Source organism: Cellulophaga sp. RHA_52, assembly GCF_007827205.1.
Taxonomy (GTDB): Bacteria; Bacteroidota; Bacteroidia; order Flavobacteriales; family Flavobacteriaceae; genus Cellulophaga; species Cellulophaga lytica.
Map to the genome: position 1 here is coordinate 893,280 of NZ_VIRZ01000001.1, position 19,318 is coordinate 912,597.

At 33.3% G+C, this 19,318-nt stretch carries 16 protein-coding genes and 1 tRNA gene; 8 read left to right on the forward strand and 9 right to left on the reverse strand.

Features of this window, described 5'->3' with window-relative positions; translation table 11 throughout:
• The first annotated feature begins 14 nt into the window (after window positions 1-14).
• Both JM80_RS03925 and JM80_RS03930 read left to right on the forward strand, forming a co-directional pair.
• Entirely contained in the window at window positions 15-1,025 is a 1,011-nt protein-coding gene (locus tag JM80_RS03925) for a sensor histidine kinase (RefSeq protein WP_144709281.1), read from the forward strand.
• A gap of 5 nt (window positions 1,026-1,030) precedes the next feature.
• A complete protein-coding gene (locus JM80_RS03930; protein WP_144709282.1) occupies window positions 1,031-1,795 on the forward strand; it encodes a LytTR family DNA-binding domain-containing protein in 765 nt (254 codons plus the stop codon).
• A gap of 55 nt (window positions 1,796-1,850) precedes the next feature.
• Here the strand turns inward: JM80_RS03930 and lepA are convergent, their stop codons facing one another.
• Window positions 1,851-3,647 carry a translation elongation factor 4 gene (lepA, locus tag JM80_RS03935; RefSeq protein ID WP_144709283.1) on the reverse strand — a complete coding sequence of 599 codons (1,797 nt, stop codon included), beginning with the start codon at window positions 3,645-3,647 and terminating at the stop codon, window positions 1,851-1,853.
• Between the two features lie 301 nt (window positions 3,648-3,948).
• Between lepA and JM80_RS03940 the strand changes: the two genes are divergently transcribed.
• Together JM80_RS03940 and dusB are read left to right on the forward strand one after the other, a co-directional pair.
• Window positions 3,949-4,779, forward strand: a complete 831-nt coding sequence (locus JM80_RS03940) for an OmpA family protein (protein ID WP_013620869.1) — start codon at window positions 3,949-3,951, stop codon at window positions 4,777-4,779.
• A 190-nt stretch (window positions 4,780-4,969) separates the two neighbouring features.
• Window positions 4,970-5,962, forward strand: a complete 993-nt coding sequence (gene dusB, locus JM80_RS03945) for a tRNA dihydrouridine synthase DusB (RefSeq protein ID WP_013620868.1) — start codon at window positions 4,970-4,972, stop codon at window positions 5,960-5,962.
• A gap of 112 nt (window positions 5,963-6,074) precedes the next feature.
• Here dusB and JM80_RS03950 read toward each other — a convergent pair whose 3' ends face one another.
• Window positions 6,075-7,283 carry an ABC transporter permease gene (locus JM80_RS03950; protein ID WP_144709284.1) on the reverse strand — a complete coding sequence of 403 codons (1,209 nt, stop codon included), beginning with the start codon at window positions 7,281-7,283 and terminating at the stop codon, window positions 6,075-6,077.
• Between the two features lie 2 nt (window positions 7,284-7,285).
• Window positions 7,286-7,678, reverse strand: a complete 393-nt coding sequence (rbfA, locus tag JM80_RS03955; RefSeq protein ID WP_013620866.1) for a 30S ribosome-binding factor RbfA — start codon at window positions 7,676-7,678, stop codon at window positions 7,286-7,288.
• A 114-nt stretch (window positions 7,679-7,792) separates the two neighbouring features.
• Between rbfA and mce the strand changes: the two genes are divergently transcribed.
• Window positions 7,793-8,206, forward strand: coding sequence for a methylmalonyl-CoA epimerase (gene mce, locus JM80_RS03960; RefSeq protein ID WP_013620865.1), 414 nt, complete (start codon window positions 7,793-7,795; stop codon window positions 8,204-8,206).
• Between the two features lie 74 nt (window positions 8,207-8,280).
• Window positions 8,281-8,354: transfer RNA gene (locus JM80_RS03965), tRNA-Ile, on the forward strand.
• Window positions 8,355-8,475: 121 nt separating this feature from the next.
• Here JM80_RS03965 and JM80_RS03970 read toward each other — a convergent pair.
• Window positions 8,476-8,823 (reverse strand): YegP family protein, encoded by a 348-nt coding sequence (locus JM80_RS03970; RefSeq protein WP_144709285.1) that lies wholly within the window; start codon window positions 8,821-8,823, stop codon window positions 8,476-8,478.
• A 383-nt stretch (window positions 8,824-9,206) separates the two neighbouring features.
• Between JM80_RS03970 and JM80_RS03975 the strand changes: the two genes are divergently transcribed.
• Window positions 9,207-10,286, forward strand: a complete 1,080-nt coding sequence (locus JM80_RS03975) for a metallophosphoesterase (RefSeq protein WP_013620861.1) — start codon at window positions 9,207-9,209, stop codon at window positions 10,284-10,286.
• Window positions 10,287-10,391: 105 nt separating this feature from the next.
• Complete coding sequence (locus JM80_RS03980; protein WP_034645812.1) at window positions 10,392-11,567, forward strand: dicarboxylate/amino acid:cation symporter; 1,176 nt, start codon at window positions 10,392-10,394, stop codon at window positions 11,565-11,567.
• Between the two features lie 129 nt (window positions 11,568-11,696).
• On the opposite strand, the gene JM80_RS03985 is transcribed toward JM80_RS03980, so the two are convergent.
• Genes JM80_RS03985 through JM80_RS04005 form a run of 5 tightly spaced genes read right to left on the reverse strand, consistent with a single transcriptional unit; the run spans window position 11,697 to window position 19,306 of the window.
• A complete protein-coding gene (locus JM80_RS03985; protein WP_144709286.1) occupies window positions 11,697-13,334 on the reverse strand; it encodes a sulfatase in 1,638 nt (545 codons plus the stop codon).
• Window positions 13,335-13,336: 2 nt separating this feature from the next.
• On the reverse strand, window positions 13,337-14,266 hold the full coding sequence (locus JM80_RS03990) for a carboxylesterase family protein (protein WP_034645810.1): 930 nt from the start codon (window positions 14,264-14,266) through the stop codon (window positions 13,337-13,339).
• 9 nt (window positions 14,267-14,275) lie between these two features.
• The gene (gene bglX, locus JM80_RS03995) at window positions 14,276-16,540 is read right to left on the reverse strand and encodes a beta-glucosidase BglX (protein ID WP_144709287.1); all 2,265 of its coding nucleotides are present in this window, start codon (window positions 16,538-16,540) and stop codon (window positions 14,276-14,278) included.
• Window positions 16,541-16,596: 56 nt separating this feature from the next.
• Window positions 16,597-17,979, reverse strand: a complete 1,383-nt coding sequence (locus tag JM80_RS04000) for a glucoamylase family protein (protein ID WP_144709288.1) — start codon at window positions 17,977-17,979, stop codon at window positions 16,597-16,599.
• The gene (locus JM80_RS04005; protein WP_013620855.1) at window positions 17,969-19,306 is read right to left on the reverse strand and encodes a glucoamylase family protein; all 1,338 of its coding nucleotides are present in this window, start codon (window positions 19,304-19,306) and stop codon (window positions 17,969-17,971) included. Before JM80_RS04005 ends, JM80_RS04000 begins: the two co-directional genes overlap by 11 nt.
• Window positions 19,307-19,318: the final 12 nt, after the last annotated feature.

Genomic DNA, 19,318 nt, shown 5'->3' on the forward strand with positions numbered 1-19,318 from the left:
ACACCAGCTGTTTAATGAACAAAAAAATAAACAAATCAGATATACTACTTATGGTAGTTTATTTTATAGTTTCTTTTTCTTTGCAAGGACGAGAATATTATAAAAACGACTCTATGCTTAGGGAATATCTTATAGATTTTCCAGTAGATTTAATTACCATCTGTGGTATTATTTTCTTGTTTGTTTTTTGGCTAATACCAAAGTTTGTAAAAGAAAAAAAGTATGTGCTTTTTGCTTTCTTGGGTATACTTATCTTGGTTGTTTTAACGGGAATTCAAAATGTAGTTGGCTTCTGGACAGGAGATAATGATTGGAGTAAGTTTCCAAAGGGTTTAGATTTTGTTATAGAAATGATAGACAGAGGTAGTTTACAAACCGCTTTTCCTTTTGCATTATTGCTTACTAAAAAGTTCTATGAAGGGCAAAACCAATTGTTAAAGTTTGAAAAACAACAAAAAGAAAACGAGCTTAAACTATTACGTTCACAAATAGATCCTCATTTTTTATTTAACAACTTAAATACATTAGATTCTTTAATAGATAGTGATACTCAAAGAGCAAAAGAATACATAAATCGTTTGTCATTAATATACAGGTATTTAATAAAAACAAAAGATGCAGAAGTGATGGAGTTGTCTGAAGAAATTCAACTTGCAGAAAACTATATGTTTCTAATAAAAACGCGCTTTGGTAACGATTACGATTTTAAAATTGAAAAAGAAACAACCACAAACGATAAATTTATACCCACAGGAGCCACACAAGCTTTGTTAGAGAATGTTGTAAAGCATAACAAACCTAGTGCAGGTGTTAGTATAAAAACAGTAATTTGTGTGGAGGAAAACGCTTTAAAAGTAAGTAATACTAAATCTAGTATAATACCTAAAAACGAATCTTTTGGTATAGGTATAGATAATTTAAAAGCTCGATATAAATTACTATCTGATAAAGAGGTAATTATTATAAATACGGATAAGGAATTTACGGTTTCTATTCCGGTAATTAAATTAATTGAAGATAATTAAAGTAGATGAAAATTTTAATTTTAGAAGATGAAATACCAGCTTTTCAAAAATTAGTTTCTTTTGTTAAAGACTATTTTAATGATGAGGTTGGGTATGACTGGGCAAGGTCTAATGCAGAAGGTAAACTTTTTTTAGAGAGTAATACATATGATATTATTTTGTCTGACATTCAGCTTTTAGATGGTGTATCTTTTGATCTCTATAATGAGGTTAATATAGATGCCCCAATTATATTTTGCTCTGCGCATGACGAGTATCTTTTTCAGGCATTTAATACCAATGGCATTGCGTATATTTTAAAACCATACACACAATTAGATTTTAAAAAGGCGCTAGAAAAATACCAAGCATTATTTAATAAAGGAGACTATAACTCGCTATCTACCAAAACACTTACAAACCTTAAAATTGCGTTACAAGAAGAACATAATAATTACAAAACACGTTTTGTGATAAAAAAGACCAATGGTATACAACTGTTAAACATTGCAGACATTAGTTGCATAGAGGCATCAGGAGATTTTTGTATTGCGACAGATGCTAAAGGAAAAAGGCATACAATATCTTTAAATTTAGGTACCATACACCAACAATTACACCCTAATAAATTTTTTAAAATAAACCGTAGCGAAATTATTAGTATAGATTTTATAGACAATATAGAGAGTCATTTTAAAAACCGCTTACTACTAAAAATGGTTGGTGTAAAAGACAAAGTAATGACTAGCACATCTTCCACAGCAGAGTTTAGAAAGTGGCTAGAGCAGTAAAACAAAAAACCTTCATTAAAAAATGAAGGTTTTTATATATAAAGTAATAGGTGTATTAATCGTTAAGTTTTAATACCGCCATAAACGCCTCTTGTGGTACTTCTACGTTACCAACCTGGCGCATACGTTTTTTACCTTTTTTCTGTTTTTCTAAAAGTTTACGTTTTCTAGAAATATCACCACCGTAACATTTAGCGGTAACATCTTTACGTAATGCTTTTGTTGTTTCTCTAGATATAATTTTTGCTCCAATGGCAGCTTGTATAGGAATATCAAACTGTTGTCTTGGGATTAACTCTTTTAATTTTTCACACATTTTTTTACCAATATGTACCGCATTGTCTGTGTGTATAAGAGCAGATAAGGCATCAACCGGTTGTGCATTTAATAAAATATCTACACGTACTAATTTTGAGGTACGCATACCAATTGGCGTATAATCAAAAGAAGCGTATCCTTTAGAAACCGTCTTTAATCTGTCATAAAAATCAAAAACAATTTCAGCAAGTGGCATATCAAAAGACAGCTCTACACGCTCTGGCGTTAAATATGTTTGGTTTGTGATTTGTCCACGTTTTTCTATACATAAAGACATTACATTACCCACAAAGTCTGACTTTGTAATTATAGTTGCCTTTATGTAAGGTTCCTCTACACGGTCTATGCTAGATGGGTCTGGCAAATCTGTAGGGTTATTAACAATAACCGGAGTATCTGGGTCTTTACGCGTAAATGCGTAGTAACTAACGTTAGGTACTGTAGTAATAACCGTCATGTTAAACTCGCGCTCCAAACGTTCTTGTATAATCTCCATATGCAGCATTCCTAAAAATCCACAACGGAAACCAAAACCAAGAGCAGCACTACTTTCTGGTGCAAATACTAAAGAGGCATCATTTAATTGCAATTTTTCCATAGAAGAACGCAATTCTTCAAACTCATCTGTATCTACTGGGTAAATACCAGCAAATACCATAGGTTTTACATCCTCAAAACCATCAATAGGGTTTATAGTTGGGTTGGCAGAATCTGTAATAGTATCACCAACTTTAACCTCACGCGCATCTTTAATACCCGTAATTAAGTAACCTACATCACCAGCTTTTACACTTTGTTTAATAACTTGGTTTAGTTTTAAGGTACCAACTTCATCTGCAAAGTAACTTTTATCTGTAGCTACAAATTTTATTTTTTGTCCTTTTTTTATTTCACCATTAATAACTCTAAAATATGTTTCTACACCTCTAAAAGGGTTGTAAACAGAGTCAAAAACTAAGGCTTGTAAAGGTTCGTCTACATTACCAACTGGTGCAGGAATACGTTCTATTACAGCAGCCAAAATATTATCTACACCAAAACCAGTTTTACCACTTGCGTGTATAACATCTTCTGGAGCACAACCTAAAAGTTCTACAATATCATCTGTAACTTCTTCTGGGTTTGCACTAGGTAAATCTACTTTATTAAGAACCGGAATTATTTCTAAGTCGTTTTCTAAAGCAAGATATAAGTTAGATATGGTTTGTGCTTGTATACTTTGTGCAGCATCTACAATTAGTAAAGCACCTTCACAAGCAGCAATAGATCTAGACACCTCGTAACTAAAATCTACGTGGCCAGGAGTATCTATTAAATTTAAAATAAATTTTTCTCCTTTGTATTCAAAGTCCATTTGTATGGCGTGCGATTTTATGGTAATACCACGTTCTCGCTCCAAGTCCATACTATCTAAAAGTTGATCTTGTTTTTCACGATCTGTTACAGAACCAGTATAGTCTAAAAGTCTATCTGCTAGGGTACTTTTACCGTGATCTATGTGTGCAATAATGCAAAAATTTCGAATATTCTTCATATATAGTACTAAAGTAGCTGCAAATATAGTTTATATTTTACAGGTTATAAGGGTCTAATTTTAAAGCACATCTAAAATTAATTACAATTTTTAATTGTAAACCATATAAAATGTGTTAGTTCCTCTTTTTTTATGCTGATTTTATACTGTTTTAACGCAATGGTTTTAAATTTAACAGCAACTTTTGTTAAAAAATTTAGATTTTAAGTGCTTTATTATCAGTCATTAAGATAAGAATTTTTAAAATAAAAAATCTATTTTAATCTTATCTACGTATCTATTGCAGAACAAAACATAAATTATGAAGAAAATATCATTAGCATTAACTGCGGTAGTTTTATTAGGATCATGTGTTTCAAAAAAGAAATATGTAGAATTACAACAAGCTCACGGTGAAACTAAAAGTCAATTAACCAAGACTGCAGTAGAAAAAGAAGAGTTAGAAGCTAAGTTTGCTAAAATAGAAGCAAGAGTTGCTGATTATAATTCTAAAATAAATGCATTAACTGAAGATAACGATGCAAAATTAATTTCTGCAGATGGTGCAGTTATTAGTAATAACGTTAAAGCCAAAATGCGCGAGACGTTAAAAAATGTTAGTCCAGAACAATTAATGGGTGCTAAAACACTTAAAGATTCTATGAACTTGGCATTGTCTCACAACTTAAAAAAATCTATTGGTACAAATAGCTTAAATGAAGATGAAGATATTGCAATTGATATTGATGATACAGTTGTTATGATTTCTATATCTGATAAGTTATTATTTAACACTGCTAGCTACAATGTAAGCAACAAAGCAGACGCTATTTTACAAAAATTAGCAGACGTTATTAACTCTGAGCCTAGTATAGAGGTTATGGTAGAAGGGCATACAGATTCTAGATCTATAAGCACTCCTAAAGTAACAGATAACTGGGATTTAAGTGTATTAAGAGCAACATCTATTGTACGTAAGTTACAAACTAAATATAACGTAGCTCCAGAAAAATTAATTGCATCTGGTAGAAGTAGTTATGTTCCTTTAGCGTCTAACGATACTAAAGAAGATAGAGCTAAAAATAGAAGAACACGTATTGTAATCTTACCTAACATAGATAAGTTTTTTGCACTAATGGCTTCTAACGAATAAGCAATAACACTAGCTAACAACTATAATTATTAAAGCGGATTTCCTTAACTGGATTTCCGCTTTTTTTATGTTTAAAAACTACCAATGGTATATACTCCTAAGTACGTAAGGTTATTAATTTCTAAAGATATAGGGTTAAGATAGAATGTTTTCTGTTTTTTAGGTAACGGATATGTTGTAAATTTGCCAAATGCCAAAAATAGGAGACATACAGTTACCAGAATTTCCGTTGTTGTTAGCACCAATGGAAGACGTAAGCGACCCACCATTTAGAGCTTTGTGCAAAGAACAGGGCGCAGATGTGGTGTATACAGAGTTTATTTCATCAGAAGGTTTAATTCGTGATGCAGCTAAAAGCGTTATGAAATTAGATATTTATGAGAAAGAACGACCTGTAGGTATACAAATTTTTGGCGCAAACTTAGATTCTATGTTACGCTCTGTAGAGATTGTAGAAAAATCTAACCCAGATATTATAGATATTAACTTTGGTTGTCCTGTAAAAAAGGTAGTAAGCAAAGGTGCTGGTGCTGGTATTTTAAAAGACATAGATTTAATGGTTAAGCTTACCGATGCAATGGTAAAGCACACTAAATTACCTGTTACAGTAAAGACTCGTTTGGGTTGGGATACAGATTCTATAAAAATTGTTGAGGTTGCAGAACGTTTACAAGATGTTGGCTGTGCAGCAATAGCTATACACGGTAGAACACGTGTGCAAATGTATAAAGGTAATGCAGATTGGAAACCAATTGCTCAGGTTAAAAATAACCAACGTATGCATATTCCTGTTTTTGGTAATGGCGATGTAGACTCTCCAGAAGCTGCTGTAAAAATGAGAGATGAATATGGTTTAGATGGCGCAATGATTGGTAGAGCAAGTATTGGCTACCCTTGGTTTTTTAATGAGGTTAAACACTTTATAAAAACAGGAGAACACAAAGCACCACCAACAATGCAAGAGCGCGTAGAAGCTGCCCGTAGACATCTACAAATGGCAATAGATTGGAAAGGTGAAAAGCTAGGTGTTTTTGAAACCCGTAGGCATTATACCAACTACTTTAAAGGAATACCAGATTTTAAACAGTACCGTATGAAAATGGTAACTAGTGACGATTCTGTAGATGTTTTTGCTGCTTTTGATGAGGTTTTAGATAAGTTTGGTGATCACCAGTTTTCTTAATCCAAAGCATTAAATAATTGGCACTTTTAATTGTTTAATTTAATCTCTTAACAGTTAGAATTAGGTGCAAGGTTTTGTTGGGTAGAGACCCAAAAAGAAGTGTTTTTATTTTTTATTGTGTAATTAATTTTTTGCTAATTCTGCTACTTGCAATTTTAGCAGATATTAATCCTAGTACAATAATAGTAGCTAGTACAATTACAACATTTAGTATTTTGTACTCTACAGGGTAAGCTAAAAAAGCGTTTATTTTTAGCCAACCAAAAGCTAGTTGAGACCATATTAGTAATGATCCAATAAAAACACCAACCAAACCACCAATACTGGTAACAAGTGTGCCTTGTACAAAATAAATTTTGCGCAACTCCTTAATAGTAGCTCCTAGGTAGTATAATGTTTTAGAGTTTTCTTTTTTATCTAAAATCATCATAATAATAGCGCCTATAACATTAAATAAGGCAATTATAAGCACTAATGTAAAAATTAGGTATGTAGCCAAGTTTTCTGTGTTTAGCATACGGTGTAACGTGCTATTTTGCTCTTGCCTATCTTTTAAAACTATATTTTGGTTAAAAACAGCAGCAATTTCCTTTTTAATGCTGCTAATATTTTTAGTTCCATCAACCTTAAAATTTATAGCAGATATCTGTAAACTGTCTTTCTCTAGTAATTTTTGAACTACAGGTAAACTTGTAAAAAGGTATTTTTTATCTAAGTCCTCTGCTACGTTATACATACCACTAACTACAACATTGTGCTGGTTGTAGGGTGTTTTATTAAATCCGCCTTGGTTAACCGCACCTTTTTTTGGTTTGGGTACTAATATTTGCAAAGGGCTCCTGTAATTGTTAACCGTTAGCCCTAGTAAATTTGCAATACCAATACCTACTACACCTCTTTGGCTATCTAGTAACCACTCGCCAAAGTACAAGGTACTATCTACGCTTGTAACTTTATTGTAGTTACTATCTACACCTTTAATATAGCCAATATGACTTTTTTCATTATGTAAAAAGTATACCTTTTCTTCTAGTTCTTTAGAAAAAGAAAGTACACCGTCTATATTTTGTAATTTGGTTTCTTGTTCTGGTAAAACCGATATAAATTTTCCGGTTAACGGAGAAGCTTTTAAATCTGGGTCAAAACTTTCACTAAAACTAAGGCTATATGTTTTTAATCCGGCAAAGCCAGATAATACAATAAAAAGCGCTGCAGAACCAATAACAATTACTAAAAATGTAATAAAATTGATAATGTTTACAGCGTTTTGACTGCTTTTAGAACGTACATAACGCTTAGCGATGTATAGCGGAAAATTCAATCTTAAGATTTTTTTCTGCGTTCTAGTAAATCTGGATTTTCTATAGGGTTATCCTCTCCCTTTAAAGATTTTTCAATACCGTCTATGTACTCTAAAGAATCGTCTATAAAAAATAACAATTCTGGTACACGACGCAATTGGTTTTTGGTACGTTGAGCAAGCTCATGTTTTATTAATGGTTGGTTAGATTTTATACCTTCTAAAAGCTCATCTGCATTTTTATGCGGAAAAATACTAATATATACTTTAGCTATAGATAAATCTGTAGTAACAACCACCTTAGAAACAGATATAAGTGTACCACGCAAACCACCATCAATCACTGCGCGTTGTAAGATATCTGCGATATCTTTTTGTATTACGCCTCCTATTTTTTTCTGTCTTTGAGTTTCCATGGGGCAAAAGTACAATTTATATTATTAGACTCCTATACCTTAACCTAGTATCCTAAGTATTAGCTAAAAGATTAATTGTTGTAATTTTAGCATTTATATTTTTAAAGATAAATTATGCAAAAAATAGAACATATAGGAATAGCGGTTAAAGATTTAAAAGCATCTAATATTTTGTTTGAAAAATTGCTGGGTATACCAAGCTACAAAGAAGAAGAAGTGGCGTCTGAGGGTGTTAAAACCTCTTTTTTTATGCAAGGACCAAATAAAATAGAGTTGTTAGAGGCTACAAAAGAAGATAGCCCTATAGCAAAATTTATAGCAAAAAAAGGAGAGGGTGTACATCATATAGCCTTTGCTGTAGATGATATTGTAGCAGAAATTACACGTTTAAAAGCTGAAGGTTTTGTGGTTTTAAACGAAATACCAAAAAAAGGAGCAGATAATAAATTAGTTGCTTTTTTACACCCAAAGGGTACAAATGGCACATTAATAGAGCTTTGCCAAGAAGCACCAACTGTGGCAGAATAAAAAAAGTAAATATAACTGCAATGTTCTTTTGGATTGTAACAAAATAAATAGTAATATTGCATCCGCAAAATGCGGGTCCTATAGCTCAGCTGGTTAGAGCACCTGACTCATAATCAGGGGGTCCATGGTTCGAGCCCATGTGGGACCACTAGCAAACAAAGCCTTTACAGAAATGTAAAGGCTTTTTTGGTTTTAGGGGATAATTGAGGAGACAAATTTTGATTCGTTTTTTTGTTATAAATAAGTTAATTAAAAATTAAGTTATTAAATTACTCCTCTTCCTCACTAAAATTTTTAATTGTAGCCACTGTTGCATATAGCATTACAGATGCAATGCCTAGTTCTTTTGCTTCTTCTGTATTGTATGTATTGCTTTTGCCTAGCAACGTATCTTCATTTAAATACAAATAAAAGTAGTGTTTGTTGTCTTTTGTTAATTTACTATGGTAGTAATCATAGTCATAAGCATATTGTTTTATAAAAATAATTTGCTGCTTACACTCTTCTAAACTTTTAAAAACCTCGCCATATAGTATTATTTCTCCTTCACTAGTTTTTAAATTAAAGTAGTACTCATTAGTAATGGTCTTCTTAATCCCGTAGTATGGTTTAGTCATATTGGTTGTGCGTAGAAAAATACAAACTTACATTATTTAGCTTACAATAAAATACAGAAATAAATAAATACATAAAGAAAAGGTCTTACCTACTAATTTGGATAACTTCCTCCTTACCGTATTAGCAAGCAGACCTATTACCTTACTAATTGTTACCAAACAACGCAAACTTATAACTTGCGTTAAATAAAGTATTACGGAAATCTGTAATGGGGAGCTATTTTTTTATGTTGACACTTTACAAATATGCTCCTTTTTTAATATTAAGTTAACTTTATATAATTTGTTTTATAGATTCCAAAAGTAATTTTTCAGTTATTTTTGATGACTAAAATAAAAGAAGACAATCAATTTTTTTAAGGTTGATAAATAATTACACTTGTATGAAAAAGGTTTACCAGTTTATAGTAGTAGCGTTGTTACTTTTTACAACCCAACAATCTATTATAGCCCAAAAAAAATACGAAGCACCAAAACTATCTAACCCAAACTCTTGGAGTTTAATCTTAGTGCCAGATACCCAAAATTACGTTAAGTACCAACGCAACCAAGGCACTTTAGATTTAATGACGGCTTGGATAAGTGAAAACGTAGATTCGCTAAATATTAAAATGGTATTGTGTACCGGGGATTTGGTAGAGCAAAACGATATGATTGTACCAAATGGAAAAAACGGAAACCAAACAAGCAGACAACAATGGATGGCTGTGTCTAGAATGTTTGGTAGGTTAGATGGGCAAGTACCTTATGTGTTGGCTGCAGGTAACCATGATTACGGATACAAAGGTGTAGAACACAGAGGATCTAACTACAATACGTATTTTCCGGCACATAAAAACCAAGCTAATTATAAGTTACTAAGTGCGGCTGCAAAAAATGCTGGCGGTCACCCAAGTTTAGAAAACGCAGCTTTTGATTTTACAGCGCCTAACGGGCGTAAATTTTTATTTATGACCTTAGAGTTTGCACCAAGAGATACTATTGTACAATGGGCAAAAAATGTGGTAGATGAGGATAAGTACAAAAACCATACAGTTGCAGTACTTACACACTCCTACTTAAACGCTAAAAACCAGCGTATAGAAAAAGAGAATTATCCTGTAAAAGATGCTAACTACGGAGAGGCAGTTTGGAAAAAATTAGTAGAACCATCTAAAAACATACAACTAGTCTTTTCTGGTCATATTGGTGGTGCAGATGATTTTAAAGCTCACGTGGGCTTTAAAGTAGACAAAAATAAAGGAGGTAAAAAAGTGAGTCAAATGGCATTTAACGCCCAAGCTATGGGTGGCGGGTGGCAAGGTAATGGTGGAGACGGTTGGTTAAGAATTTTAGAATTTTTACCAGATAATAAAACGGTAAAAGTGCATACGTTTTCTCCGTTTTTTGCAGCATCACCAGCAACAAAGCACTTAGCATGGAGCACAGAAAGTTATAATGACTTTTCTTTTTCTTTAGATTAACTCTAGTTTATAAACCTAACTAGTTAATAAGTAACTGTTATTATAAATTAGTGACTAGCTTACTTAGGCTATATTTGTGTTTTTTACAAACATAAAAACTAGGCTATGCTTAAAAAAATTACTTCAAACCTATTATTTAAAGTATTTATTGCAATTATTTTAGGTATTTTAATTGGGTTGTACTTACCAGAATCTGTAAATAGGTTATTTAACACTTTTAAAGCTGTTTTTAGTCAGTTTTTAGGCTTTGCAATACCGTTAATCATTTTAGGATTAATTATGCCAGCTATTGCAGATTTAGGTAAAGGAGCTGGTAAACTATTAGTTATAACGGCTGCTATAGCGTATGGGTCTACGTTGTTTTCTGGGTTTTCAACCTACTTTGTAGCATCTGGTTTTTTTCCTTCTTTTATAGAAGCACAAACAGTACAAAATGTTGGTGAAGGTGTAGAAAAATTAAGTCCGTTTTTTTCCATAACAATTCCACCTGTGTTAGATGTAATGTCTGCTTTAGTGTTAGCATTTGTTATTGGTTTAGGATTAGCAACGCAAGGAGAGAGTAGTTTAAAAAAGGTAGCTAACGATTTTCAAAAAATAATAATGCTGGTGATAGAAAAGGTAATTATTCCTTTATTACCACTATATATTTTAGGTATTTTTTCTGCCATTGCTTATAACGGTCAGGTAGAGTCTGTACTTAGTGTGTTTTTAAAAATTATAGGAATTATTTTTATAATGCACTTTTTACTAATGTTAGTACAGTTTATTATAGCTGGTGCAATAACCAAGCAAAATCCATTAAAAGCATTGCTTAATATGGCTCCTGCATATTTAACAGCTTTGGGTACACAATCTTCTGCTGCTACCATACCAGTTACATTACAGCAAGTACAAAAAAATGGTGTATCTCCTAAGGTTGCTAATTTTGTTGTGCCACTTTGCGCCACTATACATTTAGCGGGTAGTACAATGAAAATTGTTGCCTGTGCAGTAGCACTTATGCTTATGCAAGGTTTAGATTTTAACTTTACAATGTTTGCTGGTTTTGTAATGATGTTAGGTATAGCTATGGTTGCTGCTCCAGGAGTTCCTGGTGGTGCAATTATGGCTGCTGTAGGTATATTACAAACAATGTTGGGTTTTAATGCAGAGGCACAAGCGCTAATGATAGCGCTTTATATTGCAATGGATAGCTTTGGTACAGCGGCAAATATAACTGGTGATGGCGCAATTGCATTAATAGTAAATAAAATAGTAAATAAAGATGAGGTTAGCGCGTAATTGTTAATGCAACATTGATATTAAATTAACATTTAAGACTTTAAAAACAGTAACATTTGCACTAGATTAATTGTTCTTTTATTAATCTAATTTAAGTCAGTTTAAAGTCGGTGTGTATGCACCGACTTTTTAATTTATGGGTGTTCCTCTTAGTTTTTTAAATTGCTTGTATGCCTTGTCTACGTCTTCTTTTTTGGCTTTTGTAAACTCTTTATTAGTTATTTTATATTCTTTTTGAAGCTGTTTAAGCTTTGTATGCATTAACTTAATTTCTTTGGTATACGCTGCATTATTTATTTGGTTGTTTTGCTCTTTAGGGTCTGTTTCTAAATCGTAAAATTCCCAACTATCTATATCATCATAAAAATGAATAAGCTTATAGCGCTTTGTTCTAATACCGTAATGCTTTTTTACCATATGAAAAGCAGGATAGTCGTAATAGTGATAATAAATAGCGTCTCTAAAATCACTCTCGTTAACAGAACCATTTAATAAGCCCTTAAATGATACTCCTTGCATCTCTTTTGCTTTATTAGGTATGCCAACAAAGTCTAAAATTGTTGGTGCATAATCTAAATTTTGTACTAAAGCATTAATTTGCGTACCTGGTTGTATGGCTTTGGGGTATTTTATAAGTAAAGGTGTTCTAAAAGAGTCTTCATACATAAAACGCTTATCAAACCAACCATTTTCACCCATATAAAAACCCTGATCAGAAGTGTATACTACAATAGTATTTTCATCTAAATTGTTCGTCTTTACATAGTTTAAAATTTCACCCACACCTTCATCTACAGCTGCTATGGTTGCCATATAATCTTGTAAGTACCTTTGACCTTTCCAAATTGCTATTTCTTCATTACTTAAATCTGCCTCATAAAAAGCGTTGTTTTTTGCTAAATAAGCGCTGTCCCAAGTAGCTCTCTGAGTCTCTGTCATTCTATCAAAATCAGTGGTCCAAGGGTTATGTGCAAGCTTGGTTTTATTAACACCAGTAGATAGTTTTAAGTCGTGCCCTTCATACATATCATTATAAATGGTTTGTAATTGAGCTCTGCTAGCTTTTTGATTATTAAACTCTGGAAAATAAGAAGTAGGTAAAGTGAAAGAAACAGAATCGTATTTATTTAAATGGCGTAAGGCTGGCATCCAATTTCTGTGAGGTGCTTTGTGTTGTACCATTAAAAAAAACGGAACACTATCTTTTCTTTTATTTTTTAACCAATTTATGGCATCTGCAGTAATTAAGTCTGTAGCATAGCCTTGAACACGGGTTGTATCACCATTAATTATAAAATCTGGATTGTAATAATTACCTTGATCTACAAGAATTTTCCAATCGTCAAAACCTTGTGGGTAATCATGTAAATGCCATTTGCCCATTAGGGCTGTCTGGTATCCTTCTTTTTTTAAAATTTTTGGCAATGTTTCTTGGTTTCCATCAAAATGATCTCCGTTTTGCCTAAATCCATTTGTATGGCTGTGTTTACCGGTTAATATTACGGCTCTGCTTGGCCCACAAATAGAATTGGTAACATAACTACCATTAAAAATTGCGCCTTCTGTAGCTATTTTATCAATATTTGGCGTTGGTGCCAATTTACTAATAGGGTGGTTGTATGCACTAATGGCTTGTATTGCATGATCATCAGACATAATATAAATAATATTAGGTCTTTTTTTTGTTTGCTTTTCTGGAGATTTCTTTTGTTTGCAACCAATAGCAAATACTAATAAAACTACAATATAAAACTCCTTTTTAAACATAATCAATTTTTGTGCTTTACTTTAATTGTGCTTTGTATATTTTGTTTTTCTAAAACACTTTCTGTAATAAACTTGGCAATAAGGTTGGTGTAACTATAGGGGATGTTAGCCCAGTTATGGTTGCCATCTTTGTCACTTACAAGTGTGTGTGCAACATCCAATTTTTCTAATTTTTCTGCAATAGTATAAGAGCCATCTAGGATAATAAAACCAGGTTTATTTTCTTCACATAAATGATGAGGTGCAGTTGCGTATGGCACCATATTATCTTTAGCTCCGTGAAAAAGCATTGTTGGTATAGCTGTATTTTTAGTAATGTAATTTGCATTAACTATAGCACCTGCAAAAGAGATAACTCCTGCGTATTTAATAGTAGCATAAGGCAACTTTTTAAAGGTGTATTCATTCTTCATAAATACTGTGTTTAAAACAGCTTCTGCGCCAGCGCTACTACCAACAAGTATTATGCTTTCTGGATTAAATTTTAATTTATCTTTCTTATCAATTAAAAACTGTGTTGCTTTAATAATATCTCTAGATACAGATACAAATGTTTCTATTTTTTGATCTGCCGGACAATTACATCCAAAACCAAGTGAGTTGCCTTTGCGTACTAACCTATAGCTCATAGAGGCTACAGCGTAGCCTCTTTTAGCCATATCTTCACAAAATTTTATTTCTAACGGATTGTTGCGTTTTCCCCCACTGAAACCGCCTCCGTGAACTAAAATTAGTAAAGGTTTGTTTGTAACTGTATCTTTTTTGTAGCTATAAAAATCTAACTTTAAAGTATCTGCATAGCTATAGGTTTTCACCTTAATGTCTGAAAACACTTTTTGCGTATACCTTGTTTGTGCATAACCAATAGTAGTTGTAAGTACAATTAATATTAAAAAAGTAGCACGTTGTAAAAAAGTTAAATAATTAGGCATTTGTATCTTTTATTTTAGGGTTAAAGTAGTCTTTAATTGGGCGTTAGAATTTGTCCCTACAAATATTTCAAAATCTCCTGGTTCAGCAACAAAATCTAAAGTACTATTGTAAAACTTTAAATCGTCTGCAGTAAGTACCAATTCTACAGTTTTAGACTCTCCTTTTTTTAAGAATACTTTTTTAAATCCTTTTAATTGTCTCATTGGAGGTGTAATGCTACGTACAACATCTCTTAAGTACAATTGAACAACTTCTTCACCATCAAAATTACCAGTGTTTTTTACTGTAACAGATACTGTTACGTCTTCTCCTTGTGCAATTTCTTTTTTAGATAGGTTGATGTTAGAATACTTAAAACTGGTATAACTAAGTCCGTAACCAAAAGGCAATAAAGGCGCATTTTTAACATCTAAATAATTGCTTTTAAATTTTTCAAAAGCAGGAGAAGGAGCTGGTCTCCCTGTAGTTTTAATACTATGGTAAATAGGAATTTGTCCAACATTTCTTGGCCATGTAGCTGTTAGTTTACCAGACGGATTATAATCACCAAAAATAACATCAGCAACGGCATTACCTGCTTCTATACCAGGGTGCCAAACTTGAAGAATACTAACAGGAAGATTAAATTCTTCTTCAATAGTTAACGGTCTACCGCTCATTAATACTAAAACAACCGGTTTGCCTGTTTTAACAAGTTCTTGTATTAATCTTTTTTGACTATTAGGAATAGAAATATCTGTTCTACTTGCAGCTTCACCACTCATTTCAGATGCTTCACCAACAACGGCAACAACAACGTCTGATGTTTTAGCAAGGTCTAATGCTTCTTGCAAAAGTTCTTCAGATGACCTTTTGTCAATATCTACACGTGTTCCAAAAACATTTACTTTTTTAGCTAACTCAGTATCATCTGTAATATTTGCACCTTTAGCATATGTTATTTTGGCTTTAGAAGCAACGTTTTTAAATCCGTTTAAAATAGGAATAGACAATTGCGGGTCTCCTGTTGGTGCCCAAGTACCCAGCATATTATTTTTGTTATTTGCTAAAGGCCCCACTAACGCAATTTTAGCTGTTTTACTTAGTGGTAGTACGTTATTATGGTTTTTAAAAAGTACAAAAGAGCGTTTAGCAGCCTCCCTTGCTAATGTTTTGCTCTTTTTGGTTAAAATGTCTTTTTTAGGTCTTTTTGCATCAATATACTTGTACGGATCATCAAAAAGGCCAAGTTTATACTTAGCTTCTAAAATTCTTCTACAAGCATTGGTAATTTCTTCTTCTGTAACACGGCCTTCATCTAAAGATTTTTTAAGTGTAGTTAAAAAACCCTCGCCAACCATATCCATATCTAAACCAGCTTTTAAAGATAATGCAGATACATCTTGTAAATCTCCAAGCCCGTGAGCAATCATTTCGTTTACAGAAGTGTAATCTGAAACTACAAAACCTTTAAACCCCCATTTTTTGCGTAATAAGTCTGTAAGTAACCATTTGTTACCGCTTGCAGGTATGCCATCTACATCATTAAAAGAAGTCATTATACTTGCTGCACCGGCATCTATACCAGCTTTATAAGGAGGTAAGTACTGGTTAAACATTTTTGTTCTGCTCATATCCACAGAGTTGTAGTCTCTACCAGCCTCTGCAGCACCATAAAGTGCAAAATGTTTTACCGTGGCTAACATTGTATTTTTAGCAGTTAAATTGTTTCCTTGGTAGCCGTGCACCATTGCCTTTGCTATTGCAGAACCTAAATACGGATCTTCACCAGCACCTTCAGCAATTCTACCCCAACGAGGATCACGCGCCACATCTACCATAGGAGAAAAGTTCCAGTTTATACCATCTGCAGTTGCTTCTAATGCAGCGGTCTCTGCCATTTTTTTAATCAAATCCATGTCCCAACTAGATGCTGTTGCAAGCGGAATAGGAAAAGTTGTTTTGTACCCATGTATTACATCAGAACCAAAGAATAACGGAATTTTTAAACGTGTATCATTTACCGCAAAGTCTTGTGCTATTTTTAGTTTTTCTGGTCCAGATATACCAAACATACCACCAACTTTGGCGGCTTTAATTTTTTCTTCAACGTTACTACTTACAACAGAACCTGTAGCAATACCTCCGCCAGGTGTTACCAAGTTTAGTTGTCCAATTTTTTCCTCTATAGTCATTTTAGCAAGCAAGTCTTCTATAAAAGGAACTTTTGTTTGCCCAATAGCCAAAAAGCTGCTGCAAAATGTGAGTATTAGTAGTAGGTTTGTTTTTTTCATATGCTGTAATTTTATTTCCCGTGGTGGGTATTTTTTATCTTTTAGATTGATGTTTTTTATTCTGTATAGCTAAATTCTAACTTGTCTAAACCATTTTTTACATCGATATTTTGCATAAATAAGTCCCATAGAAGTCCGGTTCTGTAATTCTCTATCATAAGTAAAATAGGTCCTTGGTCTATAGCTAAATACTGTTCTGCAACCCAATAATTATATTCCGGACTAAACGCATCATAAAACCCAGCAGGGCCTAACAACTTATCTTTATTTTTGTAGAAATAATGCAATGCCAGCATAGATTCTGTTGGTGTATACGGTAAAGAACTAATTGCTGCTGTTGGCGAGATGACTCCAGTATCATTAGACGGACTATGAGCATTATACCCAATTGTACCGTCTGAATTTCTTGTATAACTGGCTGTTAAACCCCAACAATCTTTTCCATAATCTTTAAATTGCTTTGGATTTTCTACACTATAGCTGTAATTTATTTTAGCGTGATTAGTGTTTACGTTCCAGTAATTTAAATACTCGTCTGATAATCCTTTAGGGTTTAGGCCCAAGTACGAGTAATGAGCCCAAAATAAAGGCCCGCCATATTCTTGGTTGCCAGCGTGTTTAGCCAATATAGGAAACCCATACTTTGTGTTAGTAGATGCAATTGAACCGTTAGATGCCCAACCGTTTGTATATACCTCTTTAGAAATTGAATAATTGGGTGAAGCAGCAGCTAATACATAAGCAATTAATACTTCATTATACCCTTTTAGCTCTAGGTTTATAGCAAAATTGTTGTTAGGGCTCCAGTGCCAGTATAGCGTATTTTCATTGTTTGTATACCAATCCCATTGCACACCTTTCCAAAGCTCATCTGCTTTTGCTGCTATAGCTTTTTCTTTATCAGAGCCATTTTTTAAATACTCCTTTAAACAAATTAAACCTTGAGATAAAAAGGCAGTTTCTACCAAGTCTCCGCCGTTGTCTAAGTCGCTAAAAGGCATAACCTTAGCAGTTTCTCCATTAATCCAATGTGGCCAAGCACCGTGAAAACGATCTGATTTTTCTAAAAAATCTAGAATTTTGGAAAAACGATCTATACCTTCTTCCTTGGTAATAAAACCCCTTTCTATACCCACAATAAGTGCCATAATACCAAAACCTGTACCACCTGTTGTAACTGTGTATTCACTATTACTTGGGTCGTTAGGATGGTAGCGCTCTCTTGCTGCGCCAGAATTTACCTCAGCAAAATCCCAAAAATATTTAAAGGTTTCAGCCTGTGTAATATCTAGCAGCTCCTCATCTGTTATTGTAGGTGTAGAAATTGGATCGTCATCAGTAGGAAATTCAATTGGAGTATACTCGTAATCATCTCCGCTTTTGCACGAGATAATTACAAGTATAAGTAATGTTGTAAAAAGACTATTTTTAATTGTCATTTTTGTGCGTTGTAGAGAAACCTAGTTTTTCTAATCCCTTATGTAAGTCTTTGTTTTTCATAAATAAATTCCATAATAAACCTGTTCTATAGTTTTCTATCATTACAGGAATTGGACCTTGGTCTATGGCCAAATAACGAGGTAAAGACCAGTTGTTTTCTAAGCTAAAAGCATCATAAGGACCATACTTACCAACAAGCGAATCTTGCTCTGTATACATATAGCGTAAAAACTGCATACTTTCTTTTGGTGTATATGGCATAGAAGATAATGCTGCTGTTGGTGATATTACACCTAAGTCGTTATCTGGTCTGTGGCCAGCATAGCCTTTTACAGAATAGCTAGATGTTAACCCCCATAAATTTTTGCCATAACCCTTATACTTATTTGGATTTTCTACGGCGTGTCTGTAGTGTATTTTAGCGTGATTAACATTTAGTTTCCAATAGTCTGCATAGGCATCTGTTAATCCTTTAGGGTTTAAACCTAAGTATGAATAATGTGCCCAAAATAACGGACCAACAGGAGATGCATCATGCTCATAATGATTAAGCTCTGTTTCTAAACCATAATAAACAGTGTCTTTTGCAATTTGCCCATTTAGAGCCCAACCTTTATCATAAACCTCTTTAGATACAGGGTGTGTTGGTGATGCAGCAGCTAATATGTACATTATTAATGCTTCATTGTAACCACCAACAGGGAAATTCATTTTCCATGCTACATTAGGAGACCAATGCCAGTATAAGGTGTTTTCTCCTTTTGTGTACCAATCCCACTCTACTTCTTCCCAAAGTTTCTGAATTTTAGCAACTAGTTTTTGTTCACGTTCACCGCCATTTGCATAGTATTCTTTTACAGTTAATAAACCCTGAATTAAAAAGGCAGTTTCTACTAAATCTCCACCATCATCATACTGACTAAAGGGAGCAACTTTGCCACTAGGCATTAACCAATGTGGCCATGCACCATGAAAACGATCTGCTTTTTCTAAGAAATCTACAGATTTTTCAAATCTAGATAAAGCTTCTTCTTTGGTAATGTAGCCACGTTCTGCACCAACAACAATGGTCATTAGTCCAAATCCTGAACCGCCAATAGTTATAATGTCTTTATGGTGTGTTGGGTAAATACTGTCTAAATGTATACGTTCTCTAGCTAGTCCAGAAACAGGCTCTGCGCCATCCCAGAAATAGTTAAACGTTTGTTTTTGTACAGAGTCCAGTAAAGCTTCATCTGTCCAAACTTGTTTTTGAATTTTTTTTGGCTTGTTGTTGCATCCTGTTAATAAGGATGCAACAGCCAATACTACTAAAAATAATCTCATAAAAATGAATTA